This window comes from Streptomyces sp. NPDC049040 (assembly GCF_043197715.1).
GTDB lineage: Bacteria > Actinomycetota > Actinomycetes > Streptomycetales > Streptomycetaceae > Actinacidiphila.
Genome location: NZ_JBICTO010000018.1, coordinates 69,438 through 83,242, shown reverse-complemented (window position 1 = coordinate 83,242; position 13,805 = coordinate 69,438). Strand labels below are relative to the sequence as shown.

At 72.7% G+C, this 13,805-nt stretch carries 12 protein-coding genes; 7 read left to right on the top strand and 5 right to left on the bottom strand.

Annotated features, from left to right (window positions below; all coding sequences use genetic code 11):
• Nucleotides 1-214 precede the first annotated feature (214 nt).
• Entirely contained in the window at nucleotides 215-2,599 is a 2,385-nt protein-coding gene (locus tag ACGFMP_RS30880; protein WP_393676512.1) for a phosphoketolase, read from the bottom strand.
• Between the two features lie 189 nt (nucleotides 2,600-2,788).
• On the opposite strand from ACGFMP_RS30880, the gene ACGFMP_RS30875 reads away from it, so the two are divergent.
• The gene (locus tag ACGFMP_RS30875) at nucleotides 2,789-3,316 is read left to right on the top strand and encodes a signal peptidase II (protein ID WP_393676510.1); all 528 of its coding nucleotides are present in this window, start codon (nucleotides 2,789-2,791) and stop codon (nucleotides 3,314-3,316) included.
• 187 nt (nucleotides 3,317-3,503) lie between these two features.
• Here the strand turns inward: ACGFMP_RS30875 and ACGFMP_RS30870 are convergent, their stop codons facing one another.
• Nucleotides 3,504-4,703, bottom strand: coding sequence for a glycoside hydrolase family 75 protein (locus ACGFMP_RS30870; RefSeq protein WP_393676508.1), 1,200 nt, complete (start codon nucleotides 4,701-4,703; stop codon nucleotides 3,504-3,506).
• Between the two features lie 410 nt (nucleotides 4,704-5,113).
• Nucleotides 5,114-5,557: a MarR family winged helix-turn-helix transcriptional regulator gene (locus tag ACGFMP_RS30865; RefSeq protein ID WP_393676506.1), complete on the bottom strand. Its 444-nt coding sequence runs from the start codon at nucleotides 5,555-5,557 to the stop codon at nucleotides 5,114-5,116.
• 577 nt (nucleotides 5,558-6,134) lie between these two features.
• Between ACGFMP_RS30865 and ACGFMP_RS30860 the strand changes: the two genes are divergently transcribed.
• From ACGFMP_RS30860 to ACGFMP_RS30850, 3 genes are all read left to right on the top strand, one after another.
• Nucleotides 6,135-8,426, top strand: a complete 2,292-nt coding sequence (locus ACGFMP_RS30860) for a cellulose binding domain-containing protein (protein WP_393676504.1) — start codon at nucleotides 6,135-6,137, stop codon at nucleotides 8,424-8,426.
• Nucleotides 8,427-8,517: 91 nt separating this feature from the next.
• Nucleotides 8,518-9,321 carry a DUF4184 family protein gene (locus ACGFMP_RS30855; protein ID WP_393676502.1) on the top strand — a complete coding sequence of 268 codons (804 nt, stop codon included), beginning with the start codon at nucleotides 8,518-8,520 and terminating at the stop codon, nucleotides 9,319-9,321.
• A gap of 62 nt (nucleotides 9,322-9,383) precedes the next feature.
• The gene (locus ACGFMP_RS30850) at nucleotides 9,384-10,046 is read left to right on the top strand and encodes a TSUP family transporter (protein ID WP_393676560.1); all 663 of its coding nucleotides are present in this window, start codon (nucleotides 9,384-9,386) and stop codon (nucleotides 10,044-10,046) included.
• Between the two features lie 66 nt (nucleotides 10,047-10,112).
• Here the strand turns inward: ACGFMP_RS30850 and ACGFMP_RS30845 are convergent, their stop codons facing one another.
• The gene (locus ACGFMP_RS30845) at nucleotides 10,113-10,742 is read right to left on the bottom strand and encodes a fibronectin type III-like domain-contianing protein (RefSeq protein WP_393676501.1); all 630 of its coding nucleotides are present in this window, start codon (nucleotides 10,740-10,742) and stop codon (nucleotides 10,113-10,115) included.
• Between the two features lie 187 nt (nucleotides 10,743-10,929).
• On the opposite strand from ACGFMP_RS30845, the gene ACGFMP_RS30840 reads away from it, so the two are divergent.
• Both ACGFMP_RS30840 and ACGFMP_RS30835 read left to right on the top strand, forming a co-directional pair.
• Nucleotides 10,930-11,706, top strand: coding sequence for a L,D-transpeptidase family protein (locus tag ACGFMP_RS30840; RefSeq protein ID WP_393676499.1), 777 nt, complete (start codon nucleotides 10,930-10,932; stop codon nucleotides 11,704-11,706).
• 88 nt (nucleotides 11,707-11,794) lie between these two features.
• Nucleotides 11,795-12,274 (top strand): hypothetical protein, encoded by a 480-nt coding sequence (locus ACGFMP_RS30835; RefSeq protein ID WP_393676497.1) that lies wholly within the window; start codon nucleotides 11,795-11,797, stop codon nucleotides 12,272-12,274.
• 74 nt (nucleotides 12,275-12,348) lie between these two features.
• Here the strand turns inward: ACGFMP_RS30835 and ACGFMP_RS30830 are convergent, their stop codons facing one another.
• Nucleotides 12,349-13,212 (bottom strand): NAD(P)H-binding protein, encoded by an 864-nt coding sequence (locus ACGFMP_RS30830; protein ID WP_393676496.1) that lies wholly within the window; start codon nucleotides 13,210-13,212, stop codon nucleotides 12,349-12,351.
• Nucleotides 13,213-13,334: 122 nt separating this feature from the next.
• Between ACGFMP_RS30830 and ACGFMP_RS30825 the strand changes: the two genes are divergently transcribed.
• A complete protein-coding gene (locus ACGFMP_RS30825) occupies nucleotides 13,335-13,781 on the top strand; it encodes a MarR family winged helix-turn-helix transcriptional regulator (RefSeq protein ID WP_393676495.1) in 447 nt (148 codons plus the stop codon).
• Nucleotides 13,782-13,805 lie beyond the last annotated feature (24 nt).

The following is a 13,805-nucleotide window of genomic DNA, read 5'->3' as shown; positions in this document are numbered from 1 at the left end:
GCGATCCGCCGCCCCGGACGTGTCCCGGGCGGCGTTGGAAGAGTCCCGCCGATGTGTTTCTCGGTGATGTCCTGCGCTTTAAATGCGTGACGCGCCGCCGGAATCGGCGGCGCGCGTGGAACGCAGAGCGGAGAAGACCGGGGAATACCGTTCGATCCGCTTCCGATATCGGCCGCACAATCATGCGGCCAGGCGGCGCGCCACCGGCGGCCGGTCAGTCCTGCCAGGTCCAGTCGGCCACCTCCGGCAGGTCGGTGCCGTGCTCGCGGATCCAGTCGTGGTGGCGCAGCCGCACCTCCTCCATGCGCTGGCGTACCGCGGCCGCCGTCACCGGCAGGCCGGGGACGCGGTCGATGACGTCCATGACCAGCCGGTAGCGGTCGAGGTCGTTGCGCAGGACCATGTCGAAGGGCGTCGTGGTGGTGCCGATCTCCTTGTATCCGCGGACGTGCAGGTTGCCGTGGCCGGTGCGGCGGTAGGCGAGGCGGTGGATGAGCCAGGGATAGCCGTGGTACGCGAGGATCACCGGCTTGTCAGGGGTGAAGAGGGCGTCGTATTCGGCGTCCTTCATGCCGTGCGGGTGCTCGTCGTGCGGCATCAGCCGGGCGAGGTCGACGATGTTCACCACGCGCACCCCGAGCTGCGGCAGGTGGTGGCGCAACAGCTGTGCCGCCGCGAGCACTTCGAGGGTGGGCACGTCACCGGCGCAGGCCAGGACGACGTCGGGGCCGCGCCGGACGTCCTCGGTCCCGGCCCACTCCCACAGACCGGCGCCGCGGGCGGCGTGCGCGCGGGCGGCGTCCATGGACAGCCAGTCGAACGACGGCTGCTTGCCGGCGACGACGACGTTGACGTAGTCCCGGGAGGCCAGGACGTGGTCGGCCACCGAGAGCAGGGTGTTGGTGTCCGGCGGGAGGTAGACGCGGACCACCTCCGGCGCCTTGTTCAGGACGTGGTCGATGAAGCCCGGGTCCTGGTGGGAGAAGCCGTTGTGGTCCTGGCGCCACACGTGCGAGGTGAGCAGGTAGTTCAGCGACGCGATGGGGCGGCGCCAGGGGAGTTCGCGCGTGGTGCGCAGCCACTTGATGTGCTGGTTGACCATCGAGTCGACGATGTGGACGAAGGCCTCGTAGGAGGAGAACAGGCCGTGCCTGCCGGTCAGGAGGTAGCCCTCGAGCCAGCCCTGGCAGGTGTGCTCCGACAGGATCTCCATGACCCGCCCGTGCCGGTCCAGGTGCTCGTCCACGTCGAGCACATCGCCCTGCCATGCCTTGCCCGTGGCCCCGTACACCTCCTGCAACCGGTTGGACGCGGTCTCGTCGGGGCCCACCAGCCGGAAGTCGCGGCGCTCGGCGCTGTCGGCCATGACCCGCTCCAGCATCGCGCCCAGGACCCGGGTCGGCTCGTGGCGGCCGGCGCCCGGGGTGTCCACGGGCACCGCGAACTCCTCCAGCGGCGGCAGCGGCAGGTCGCGCAGCAGCAGGCCGCCGTTGGCGTGCGGGTTCGAGCCGAGCCTGCGGTCACCCGCGGGCACGTGCTCCAGCACTTCCGGGCGGGGGCGGCCGTCGGCGTCGAAAAGCTCCGCGGGGCGGTAGGACCGCAGCCACTCCTCCAGCCTGCGCAGGTGGTCAGGGTTGTCGCGCACCCCGGCGAGCGGCACCTGATGGGCCCGCCAGGTGCCCTCGACCGGCAGTCCGTCGACCTCGGCGGGGCCGGTCCAGCCCTTGGGGGTGCGCAGCACGATCACCGGCCAGCGCGGCCGCGCCGTGGCGCCCTGGTCGCGGGCGGCGCTCTGGAAGGCGGCGATGCGGTCGAGCGCCGTGTCCATGGCCTCCGCCATCGCCCGGTGCACGGCCAGGGGGTCGTCGCCGGTGACGTGGATCGGCTCGTGCCCGTAGCCGCGCAGCAGCTCGTCGAGCTCCGGCCGGGGGATGCGGGCCAGGACGGTCGGGTTGGCGATCTTGTACCCGTTGAGGTGCAGGATCGGCAGCACGGCGCCGTCGTGCACCGGGTCGAGGAACTTGTTGGAGTGCCAGGAGGCGGCCAGCGGGCCGGTCTCGGCCTCGCCGTCGCCGATCACGCAGGCGACGAGGAGGCCGGGGTTGTCCAGCGCGGCACCGTAGGCGTGCGAGAGGGAGTACCCCAGCTCGCCGCCCTCGTGGATCGAGCCGGGCGTCTCCGGCGCGACATGCGAGGGGACGCCGCCGGGGAAGGAGAACTGCCGGAAGAGCCTCGCCATCCCGGCCGTGTCCCGGGTGATCTCGGGGTAGGTCTCGGTGTAGCTGCCCTCCAGCCAGGAGTTCGCCAGCACGGCGGGGCCGCCGTGGCCGGGACCCCAGACGCAGATGGCGTCCAGGTCGCGGGAGCGGATGACCCGGTTGAGGTGGGTGTGGACCAGGTTCAGCCCCGGTGAGGTGCCCCAGTGGCCCAGCAGCCGGGGCTTGACGTGCTCGGGCCGCAGCGGCTCGGTGAGCAGCGGATTGGCCATGAGGTAGATCTGGCCGACGGCAAGGTAGTTCGAGGCCCGCCAGTGGGCGTCGAGTGCCCGCAGCTCCTCTGCTGGCAGGGCCGCGGGTGCGGTCGCGGGCGCGTCGGACATGTGACCTCCAGGCGGTGACGGTGTCGTCCGCACCAGCCTTCCCGCCCGCCGCCCGTGGCAGCAGGGCCGTTCGGGGGTGATATGGGAGTTTTGGCCCCATGGGTGGCACCGCCGGCCGGGCGTAGGGTCGAGCGGGACGGCGGTTCGGTCGCCGTACGGTCACGGATACGCGGGAGGCGGCCGATGCGGATGCCGGTCAGTGGAGTGGCGCAGCGCACGCTGTGGATCACGGCGGTGGCGGGGGTCGCCCTCGACCAGGTGACGAAGGCGATCGCCGCGGTGGTCGTCGAGGGCCACCGGCCGAGCCACATACTCGGCGGCCACGTCACCTTCACCGCCTACCGCAACTCCGGCGCCGCCGGCTCCTTCGCGCCGCGCGCGACGCTGGTCTTCACCCTGATGGCGATCGGCGTGCTCGGCTTCATCATCCGTACGGCGCCTTCGGTACGCAGCCGGGGCTGGGCCGTCGGCCTCGGCCTGATCTTCGCCGGCGCGGGCGGCAACCTCTCCGACCGCATCTTCCGCACCCCCGGCTTCGGAAGGGGCGCCGTCCTGGACTTCATCCAGATCGGGCACAGCGGCATCTTCAACCTCAGCGACCAGTGCGTCACGGCCGGCGTCCTGACGGTGCTGGTCCAGCTCCTGCGGGGCGTCCCCCTCACCGTCACGACCCCGCCGCCCGACCGCGCGGCCCCCGCCCCCGACCCGGCAGGCTGACGCTCTCCGGGCGCGGGGAAGCGGGGCGCCGCCGAGGGGCCCGGGTCGCGCCGGGGGGCCCGGGTGGGTCCCGGCCGGGTGTCCCACCCGAGTGTCCATCCGGGTGGGGCACGCAGCCGGTGGCCGCCGGGCGACTGGCGTACGGCCGGTGGAAGCCGGCCGGACCACCGACACCGGACCTGCTCGTCTAGGAAACGGTCACCGAGTCGATGTTGGCGGGGCCGTTCGCGGTGGTGCCGGTGACCCGGATGGTGTTGGCACCGGCCTTCAGGGGCACCGAGACGGACGCGGTGGACCAGGTGTCCCAGTCGGTGGTGACCGGGAAGTTCAGAGTGCCGCGCGAGGTGCCGTTGACCGTGATGGTCGCGGGCCGCGCCGCGGTGGTGCCGTCGGAGTACCGGAAGGTCAGGGTCACGGTGCCGGCGGCGGCCGCGGTGACCGGGATGTCGAGGTACGAGCCGGCCGCGTTGGCCGGGTTGGCGAAGGCGCTGCCGGTGAAGCCGAGGTGGTCGGAGTCGAAGGTGCCGCCGGCGGACAGTGTGCCGGTCTCCGCTTCGAACCGCGTGCCGCCTGGCGGTGGGTTCGTGGGCGGCGTGGTACCCGCCATGCTCGCGCCGAGGCTGTCCAGCGCCGTCTGGACCAGGGCCTGCGCGTGGTCGTTGAGGTTGGTGTTGGTGCCGTTCACGACCCAGGAGGAGCCGGAGAACATCACGACGGTCACGCCGTTGTCCACCCCGCCGGTGGTGCCGCTGCTGGGGATGCCGAGCAGCTGGGCCGCCTTCACGGACGCCTCGCCCAGTTCGCGGGAGTCGTTGTCCGACGTGGTCTGGTTGTTCGCGGTCTGCGTGTCGCCGAAGATCGAGCCGATGACCTTGCCGTTGTAGAACATCAGCGCGAACTGCCGGCCGCTCATGCCGCGTTCCTCGTAGAAGAAGTGCGGGCAGGGGGAGGTGCGGTCCCAGCAGTCGTCGCCCAGCACGTAGAAGGGCACGTGGTGCGCGCCCAGGGCCTGGCCGTTGCTGTCCTCCCAGGTCGTCTCGCCCTGGTGGTCGGGATCGGGGTCGGAGTCGCTGCCGTCGGTGTCGATGGCCATGCCGGAGCTGTAGGCGTAGACGCCCGGAGCGACCTGGTAGACGTTCACGTTCTGGGCGCGCGTCATGGTGTTGATGTGGGGCTTGCTGTTGACCTTGTTGGCGGCCGTCGAGTTCTGCTGGACGCCGGCCAGTACCTGGGCGGCCGTGTACGTGGCGGCGGCCTGCGCGGCAGCCGGGTCCACCGTGGCGGTGGTGCGGGTCGTGGCGGCGTCGGCATTCCCGACGGCGAGAGGCAGGGTGAGCGCGAGGGCTGCGGCGGCTGCCGCAGTCAGGCGCGTACGGGTCGATGTCATGGCGGGTGGGGGACCTCCATCGATCGTTAGTAAAGCTTCTTAACGAATCGAAGCACCTGTGACCCCCGTCACGCAATCGTCTCGTTCATCGGTTTTGGGAAATCCATACCTTCCCCCGCGGGGACCCCGGCGGCAGAGGTGCGCCCCGGCGCAGTCGGGCGTGTCGCCTCTCGTCCCCGCCGCGCCGGACGCGCCCGGCGCGCCGACCGCCACGGCACCCCGTCCGTGGCGCCGTGGCCACCACCCCGAACCCCCTGCCGGGTATGGCCTCGACGCAGGACATCGGCGGGGCCGCGGGATGCGCGCGTCGCGGGCGTGCCGCAGGTGTGTCAGCCGACGCGTACGCCGCGCCCGGCGTGGATCCGTGCGTCGGCGCGCCCTGGCCGCGGCCGCCTCCGGCAGCGGACCGCTCAGTCCTCGCCGAACTCGGCCGTCATCGCCCGCACCAGCGCGGGCAGTCCTATGGCCAGCGCCTGCTGCTCCTCCGGGCTGAGGGCCGCGAGCCAGCGCTCGTGCCGCTGCCGCACCGCATCGGCGATCTGGGTGGCCGCCCGCTGCCCGGGGCCGGTCAGCACCACTTTCTGGAAGCGCCTGTTGTCCGGGTCGCGGCCGCGCTCGACCCAGCCCTTCTCGGTCATGCCGGCCACCAGCCGGCTCACGGTGCTCTTCTCCAGGCCCAGATACGCCCCGAGTTCGTGCTGTACGCAGGCGCCGGCGGCCAGGAAGCCGAGTGCCAGCGACTCCGAGAGCGAGGCGCCGAGCCCCGGCACGACACGGGACGGGTCGAGCACGCCACGTCGCCTGAAAAAGCCCTCCATCGCCAATTCCAGCACGTCGTGCGGTTCGGCGGGCATGACCACCTCCGTGGGTTGCACCGGGCAACCCTGATTGTTGCGCTGCCATGCGGCAGTTGTGACATACAACTATTGGGGTTCGTGCATCGTATCCGACCGGGGGCTGTCTCCTTGTCGGCGTCCGTCGGGCGACGGTGCCTTCGGTGTCACGGTCGTCCGGTTCTGCGGAGTGTGCGGCGGGGGTGGGTCCGAGGTGGGTCGAAGGTGGCTCGGGGTAAGGGAATCGGGTGGTTTTCGACGGTCGGCGCGGCGAGTCGCCGACGACTTCGGCGCGTGCGGGGTCTGATCGTTGCCTACTCAAGCACTTGCCTGACCGTAAACGACCAGACCTGCGCGACTTCTGTCAAATCCGCGGTGGCGGCGGCCCGATCCGGTGCCCAACTCTCCCTGCTCGGCGGGGGACTCGGGCACATCTGGCGGATCGTTCGGCGGCACCGCCCGGGGCCGCCGCGGGCGCCCGCGGTCCGCGATACGTAGGAGGAATTCCCGGGAAAACCGTTGACGAAATTGTGGGAGCGCTCCCACACTCCTTGTATCGTTCCAACCCGGTTTCCTTCCCCCCACCTCTGGAGGATCCATGACGACCTGTCGGAAACGATCGCGCCGCCGCGCCTGGGCGGCGTCGGTGGTCGGCGCGCTCGTCGCGGCCGGCACCACCTGGGCCGTACAGGCGCCCGCCGACGCGGCACCCGCGGCGGCGGGATGCGGTGTCACCTACACCGTCACCAGCACCTGGCAGGGCGGCTTCGGCGCCGACGTCAAGATCACCAACCTCGGTGACGCCCTGTCGTCATGGAGCCTGAAGTGGACCTTCGGCTCCGGGCAGACGGTCACCCAGGCGTGGAACGCCGACGTGACCCTCAACAGCAGCCAGGTCACGGCGACGAACGTCAGCTACAACGGAGCCATACCGACCGGTGGTTCGGCGTCCTTCGGATTCAACGGGGCCATCTCCGGCTCCGGCACGCCCACCGCCCCGGCTTCCTTCACCCTCAACGGCGTGACCTGCACCGGCGGTACGACCACCACACCGCCGACCACACCCCCCACCACACCGCCGACCACACCCCCCACCACGCCGCCGACCACGCCTCCCACGACGCCGCCGGCCTCCGGCCAAGGCCGCCAGGTCGAGAAGCTCGACCGCGGGGTGATCGCGGTCAGGAGCGGTTCGGGCAACCTGGTGTCATGGCGCTGGCTCGGCACCGACCCGGACAACGTCGCCTTCAACGTCTACCGAGGCGGCACCAAGGTCAACTCCGCGCCGCTGACCGGCGCGACGGACTACCTGGACGCGGGTGCCGCCGCCGGCTCGACCTACACCGTGCGAGCGGTGGTCGACGGCGCCGAGCAGGCCGCGTCCCCCGCGTCCCTCTCCTTCGCCAACGGCTACCACGATGTGCCGATCTCGCCGCCGGCCGGTGGCACGACCCCCGACGGCGTCGCCTACACCTACGAGGCCAACGACGCCTCGGTCGGCGACCTCGACGGGGACGGCCGGCTTGACCTCGTACTGAAGTGGTATCCGACCAACTCCAAGGACAACTCCCAGTCGGGCTACACCGGCGACACCATCATGGACGGCATCACCCTCGACGGCACCCGGCTGTGGCGCATCGACCTGGGCCGCAACATCCGCTCGGGCGCCCACTACACGCAGTTCCAGGTCTACGACTACGACGGCGACGGCAAGGCCGAGGTCGTGATGAAGACCGCCGACGGCACCACCGACGGCACCGGCAAGGTGATCGGCAGCTCGAGCGCCGACTACCGCAACTCCTCCGGCTACGTCCTGTCCGGGCCCGAATACCTGAGCGTCTTCAACGGGCAGACCGGCGCCGCCATGCAGACCGTCAACTACGACCCGCCCCGCGGCACCGTGTCGTCCTGGGGCGACTCGTACGGCAACCGGGTGGACCGCTTCCTGGCCGGCACCGCCTACCTGGACGGCAAGCGACCGTCGATCATCATGGCCCGCGGCTACTACACCCGCACCGTGATCGCCGCCTGGGACTGGCGGGACGGCAAGCTCACGGAGCGCTGGCGCTTCGACAGCAACGACTCGGGCAACAGCGCCTACGCAGGCCAGGGCGACCACCAGCTCGTCACCGCAGACCTCGACGGCGACGGCAAGGACGAGATCGAGTACGGCTCGATGGCCGTGGACGACAACGGCCACGGACTGTGGAACACCAACCAGGGCCACGGCGACGCGCTGCACGTCGGCGACCTCGACCCCTCGCACCCCGGCCTGGAGGTCTTCAAGGTCGACGAGGACACCTCCAAGCTCGCCGCCTGGTTCGCCGACGCCAAGACCGGCAGGATCCTGTGGTCCAACGCCAGCTGCGGCTGCGACAACGGCCGCGGCGTCTCGGACGACGTCTACGCGGGCAGCCCCGGCGCCGAGTCCTGGTCGTCCGGTGTCAGCGGCCTGTTCAGCGACACCGGCCAGAACATCGGCCGCAAACCCGGCTCGGCGAACTTCCTGGCCTGGTGGGACGGCGACCCGGTCCGCGAACTGGTGGACGCCACCCACATCGACAAGTACGGGACCTCCTCCGACACCCGGCTGCTGACCGCGTCGGGGGTGCACTCCGACAACGGCACCAAGGCGACGCCCAGCCTGTCCGGCGACCTCTTCGGCGACTGGCGCGAGGAAGTCGTCTGGCCCACCACCGACAACCGGGCGCTGCGGATCTACGCGACACCCGACACCACCGACCTGCGGATCACCACCCTGCTGCACGACACCCAGTACCGCACCGCCCTCGCGTGGCAGAACACCGCGTACAACCAGCCGCCGCACCCGAGCTTCTTCCTCGGCAACGGCATGCAGACCGCGCCCCGCCCGCAGGTCTACACCCCCTGACCCGACCCCGCTGAAGACCCGGAACGGGCGGACGGGGGGACACGCTGCCCCCCGTCCGCCCGCCGCGTGCCGCTGCGGGGAAGATGGCGGAATGCCGTTCACACTCAGTCATCCCGCCGCCGTGCTGCCGATGCTGCGCGACGGCCGACCCCGCGGACCGCTGGTGGCCTCGGCCCTGGTCGCGGGGTCGCTGGCTCCCGACATCCCCTACTTCACCGACTCGCTGGTGCACGGCACCTTCGGATTCGGCGTGTTCACCCACAGCCCGCTCGGCGTGCCGACCGCCGACGTGGCCATCGCCGCGGCACTCGCCGCCGGCTGGCACTGGCTGCTGCGCGAGCCGCTGGTCGCCCTGCTGCCCGACCGCTGGGCGGCGGCCGCCGACGCGGCGACCGCACCGACCGGCAGGAACCGGGGGGTGGCGGGCGCCGGCCGCTTCGCGCTGTCCGCCGCCGTGGGTGCCGCGACCCACGTGGCCTGGGACGCCTTCACCCACGGCGGCAGGGCCGGCACCCGGCTGCTGCCGGTGCTGAACCGCACCGTGCTGGGCCGCCCGCTCTACTACGACCTGCAGTTCGGGTCCTCCGTCCTCGGCCTCGGCGTCATCGGCTGGTACGCGGCACGCACCCTGCGCGCCGCCCCCGTGCAGGCACCGCCGCGGCCGCGCCTTTCGACCCGCACCCGGATCGCGGCGACCGCCCTGGTGGGCGCGGCGGCCGCCGCCGGCGCCGCAGCCCGGCTGGCCCGCTGGGACCAGGGCCCGCTGCGCTCGGCGGGGATCCTCGACCTCGTGCCGGCCGTCGCCTTCGGCGGCGGCGCGGGCGCCGCGGTGGGCCTGGCCTGCTACGCGGCCGTGGCCAGGACGGCGCTCGGGCGCCGCGGAAGTGCCGCGTGAACGGATGGGCCGACGCACTGGCACTGGCCGGCATAGTCCTGGCCGGTTCGACCGTGCAGCGGATGTCCGGCATGGGCTTCGCGCTGGTGGCCGTGCCGGCACTGGTCCTGCTGATCGGCCCCGCGCACGGGGTCGCCCTGTCCAACTGCGCGTCAGGGGTGATCAGCGCCGTGGGGCTGCTCGACACCTGGCGCCGGGTGCGTCTGGCCGCGATGGCGCCGCTGGTGCTGGCGGCCGCTTGCACCGTGCCCGCCGGGGCGTGGGCGCTCGCGCACGTACCGGAGGCCGTGCTGCTGACCGGGATGGGCCTGCTGGTCACCGCGGCGGTCACGGTGATCGGCAGCGGGGTGCGGGTGCCCGCGCTGCGCGGCCGCGGGGGAGCCCTGACCGCGGGCGCGGCCAGCGGCTTCATGAACGCCTCCGCCGGTGTCGGCGGCCCCGCCGTGTCGCTCTACGCGGTCAACGCGGAGTGGTCGGTTGCCGAGTTCGTGCCCAACGCCCAGTTCTACGGCCTCGTGGTCAACGCGCTGTCGCTGGGCGCCAAGGGGGTGCCGCACCTCGCGACGCCGGTGTGGGTGCTGGCCTGCGGCGGCATGGCCGTCGGCACCCTGGCCGGCCGGGTGCTCGCCGAACGCGTGCCGGAGCGCTGGGCGCGGCTGACCATCCTGCTGCTCGCCCTCGCCGGCGGCCTGACCACGCTCGGCAAGGGCGTATGGGGGCTGTGAAGGCCCCCGCCGGGTCCGGCCGGTGCGAGGCGCCGCGGGCGACGCCACGCACGGTGACCGCCGCCGTCAGTCGGCGGTCACCTCGGACGGCAGCGTGAGGCCGCCGCTCAGCGGGAGGCTGCGCGACGAGTCGCCGACCAGGATCTGGCACGTGCCCGCGCCGGCCACCCAGTGGCCCGCCGTGGTGGACCAGGACGCCGGCGCGTGGACCGGCACGGTGAAGGTGACCGTGCCGGAGGCACCCGCCGCCAGGCTGATCCGCTGGAAGCCCTTCAGCTGGTGCGGTGGCTCACCGGCGGAGCCGGGACCGGCCACGTAGAGCTGGGCGACCTCGGTGCCCGCCCGGCTGCCGGTGTTGGTCACCGTCGCCTTCACCGTGGCCTGCCCGTTCGTGACCGCGCCGACCCGGAGGCCGCCGAAGGAGAAGCCGGTGTAGGACAGCCCGAAGCCGAAGGGGAACAGCGCGGTCAGGTTGTTCGCGTCGTACCACCGGTAGCCGACCTTGAGGCCCTCCGAGCAGCTGACCCGGCCGTTGGTGCCCGGCCACTGCGCGGCGGTGTTCGCCGGCACCCGGGACAGCGAAGCGGGGAAGGCCACCGGCAGATGACCTGACGGGTTCACGTCGCCGATGTCCAGGATGTCGGGGTTCTGGCAGGACGGCTGGTTGTCGACGTTGCCGTACGCGCATGGCGTCAAGGTCTCGACGTGAACTCGTCTGCGGGGCACGGCCGGTGGGGAGCCGCCGGGCGGCGGTGCGAGGGCGCGCCCCGTCCGGGCGGCCCGCCGCGCGGGTCACCGCACGGGTTCGCGGGCACAAGGCAACCCGCACGCGATGCCAGGTGGTTGCACAGGTGTCACCCTCTTGCACCGAAGGGCTCCACCCATGCCTTCCCCTTCCCCCCGCGTCCTGCTGTCCGGACTGAGCGCGGCGGCGATCGCCGTGCTCGCCGGCTGCGGCACCACCGTCGGCACGCCCGCCCAGGACCGGGTCGCGCCGGTCGCGGCCGGCGACCGGCCGCCGGGCACCGGCACCACGACGGCGCGGCCGCCGACGGCGAAGCCCGCCCCGCCGCAGGCGCTGCCCGGCCTCGGGCCGCGGACGCTGGCGCGGATACCGCGGCAGACCGGGCAGCTCGTCATGGTGACCGGTCGGTCGCGGACCTCCTCCGACGCGACCGTCGTCGTCTACCGCAGGACCCCCGACGGCGGCTGGCAGCCGGGCGCCGCCTGGCCCGCCCACAACGCCAAGGACGGCTGGACCACCGACCACCACGCGGGCGATCTGCGCTCACCGATTGGGGTGTTCACGCTCTCCGACGCCGGCGGGCTGCGGTCCGACCCGGGCACGAAACTCCCCTACCACCACTCCGGCGGTTTCAGCATCGGGGGTCGCGGCTTCCGCGGCGAGCGGCTCGCCGGGTCCTTCGACTACGTCGTCGCGATCGACTACAACCGCATCACCGGCGTGTCCCCGCTGGACTGGACCCGCCCGATGGGCGCGTCGCGAGGCGGCGGCATCTGGCTGCACGTCGACCACGGCGGCCCCACCCACGGCTGCGTCAGCGTGTCCGAGCCGCACATGAAGCAGCTGCTGGCCACTCTCGACCCGGCCCTGCATCCGGTCGTGGTGATGGGTGACGCGGCGTCACTGGCGAGCTAGGGCCTGGCCGAGGCCCCGGGATCCACCGGCGATAGGTTGGTGAATCCCGGAAGCCCCGCCTTCGCCCGTCCCCGCAGAGGAGTATCCGTTGCGTGTCCGTACCTCGAGTGCCGGCCTCGTGCTCATGGTGTCCATGACCGCCGTCGGATGCGGCAGCGGCGACGGCCGGGCCGGTGCCGAGGATCGAACGGCGCCTCCGGTCGCGGTGAGCGCCTCGGCCGCTCGGAATCCCGGCTCCACGGCCCCGGTGCCGGGGGACACGCCGTCCGCAGCGGCTGGCAAGCGCGTCACGTACGCCGACCTGCCCACCCCCAGCCCCGCCCAGCAGGCCGCGTACCTCGCGGACCTGAACGCGATCGACCGCGCCATCGTCGCCGGGCGCCCCACGCAGGCGTCCCTCATGTCGAACAGCATGGGCACGTGCCTGGAGCTGGCCAACCACCGGGAGCCGGGGCGAATCCTGACCGAGACGATCTTTGCCCTGGACAACGAGCAGGCCCAGCTGACCAGGGAGGAGGGCACCCGTATCGTCGAAGCCATCCGCCGCGACCTGTGTCCGATGTATTAGGGCCTTCGCGAAAACCTGGTCCGAGCCTTCCGCCCATGCCTGCGACCGGCACGGCGGCGGACCGGTCGGTGTGTTCAGGCCGCGGCGCCGACGCGGAAGGCGTCGGCGTGGCGCGCGCACCAGTCGCTGAAGCGGGCCGGCTCGCGGCCGAGCAGCCGCCGCACGGTGTCGGTGCGGAAGCCCTCGGTGTCGGCCCGCAGCAGTGCGAAGCCCTCGATGAGGGCCTCGGCGAGGGCCGGCGGCGCACCCCCGGGGAAGCGGGCCGCCACCGCTTCCTGCGCCGTCGCGGTCGGGCGGACGGTGATCGGCCGGCCGGCGGCTGCCGCGATGATCGCCACCTGCTCGGCCACCGTGAGGGCTTCCGCGCCGGTGAGGGCGTAGTGCTCGCCCGCGTGCCCCTCAGCGGTGAGGACCAGCGCGGCGACCGCCGCGATGTCAGCGGGGTCGATCGGCGCGATCCGGCCGGGGCCGACCGGGTCGAGGACGTAGCCCCCGTCGCGGATGGTGGGGAGCCAGTCCAGTGCGTTGGTCATGAAGCCGCCGGGCCGCAGCACGGTCGCCGGGATGCCGGAGCCGAGCACGATCCGCTCCCGTTCGTGGTGCCAGCGGCCCATCGCGGGCATCGGGTCGCCCAGCACGTTGGTGGACGACAGGTGCACGATGTGCCGTACGCCCGCGGCCCGGGCGGCGGCGACCGCGTGTGCCGTGGTGGCGGTGGTGATGCCAGGGGTGAGCAGGAACAGCCGCTCGATGCCGGCGAAGGCGGGGGCCAGCGTCGCGGGCGCGGTGAGGTCGCCGGTGACGCGCTCGGCGCTCAGGGGCAGCGCGGCGGCGCGGGCCGGGTCGCGCACCAGGACGCGGCAGGCGACGCCTGCCGCGTCGAGCTGCCCGACCAGCTCGCGGCCGATGTTTCCGGTGGCGCCGGTGACCAGTATCATCGGGATCTCCTCGGGTCGTTTGCCGTCTAATGATCTGACCGGGGGAACGCTAGTCGGCTAATCATTAGCCGTCAATCGATTCCGGGAGCGTCCCGTGCCGCCCCCGCCGGCGGAAGGCCGCGATGCCCGAATTCCTCGACCTGCACAGCAGGACCACCAAGGTGCTGCGCGCGCTCGCCGACGAGGCGATGCGGCGCAACGGCCTGCACTACGGCCAGCACCACCTGCTCGCCGCCCTGTGGGAGCAGGACGGCAGGACCCCGGGCGAGATCGCCGCGCGCCTGCACGTCACCACCCCGACAGTGGTCAAGATGGCCGACCGGATGACGGCGTCGGGACTGCTGGTACGCCGCCGCGATGACCGGGACAACCGGCTGGTCCGGCTGTGGCTCACCGACGCGGGGCGCGCGCTGCGCGAACCGGTCGAATCGGCGCGGCTGCACCTGGAGGAGCAGGTCACCGCGGACCTCACCGAGGCCGAGCGCAACTGCCTGATGGCCGCGCTCGCCAAGGTCAACAAGGCGGCCGACGGCCTGCTCGGCGGTTCAGGACCGGCCGCAGGCAGCTGAGCGGGCGCGGCCGCCAGGACCCTG

Excerpts from the sequence above, each read along its gene's own strand:
- ACGFMP_RS30880 (WP_393676512.1), bottom strand. The coding sequence starts at position 2,599 with ATGTCCGACGCGCCCGCGACCGCACCCGCGGCCCTGCCAGCAGAGGAG.
- ACGFMP_RS30875 (WP_393676510.1), top strand. The coding sequence starts at position 2,789 with ATGCCGGTCAGTGGAGTGGCGCAGCGCACGCTGTGGATCACGGCGGTG.
- ACGFMP_RS30870 (WP_393676508.1), bottom strand. The coding sequence starts at position 4,703 with ATGACATCGACCCGTACGCGCCTGACTGCGGCAGCCGCCGCAGCCCTC.
- ACGFMP_RS30865 (WP_393676506.1), bottom strand. The coding sequence starts at position 5,557 with ATGCCCGCCGAACCGCACGACGTGCTGGAATTGGCGATGGAGGGCTTT.
- ACGFMP_RS30860 (WP_393676504.1), top strand. The coding sequence starts at position 6,135 with ATGACGACCTGTCGGAAACGATCGCGCCGCCGCGCCTGGGCGGCGTCG.
- ACGFMP_RS30855 (WP_393676502.1), top strand. The coding sequence starts at position 8,518 with ATGCCGTTCACACTCAGTCATCCCGCCGCCGTGCTGCCGATGCTGCGC.
- ACGFMP_RS30850 (WP_393676560.1), top strand. The coding sequence starts at position 9,384 with ATGTCCGGCATGGGCTTCGCGCTGGTGGCCGTGCCGGCACTGGTCCTG.
- ACGFMP_RS30840 (WP_393676499.1), top strand. The coding sequence starts at position 10,930 with ATGCCTTCCCCTTCCCCCCGCGTCCTGCTGTCCGGACTGAGCGCGGCG.
- ACGFMP_RS30830 (WP_393676496.1), bottom strand. The coding sequence starts at position 13,212 with ATGATACTGGTCACCGGCGCCACCGGAAACATCGGCCGCGAGCTGGTC.
- ACGFMP_RS30825 (WP_393676495.1), top strand. The coding sequence starts at position 13,335 with ATGCCCGAATTCCTCGACCTGCACAGCAGGACCACCAAGGTGCTGCGC.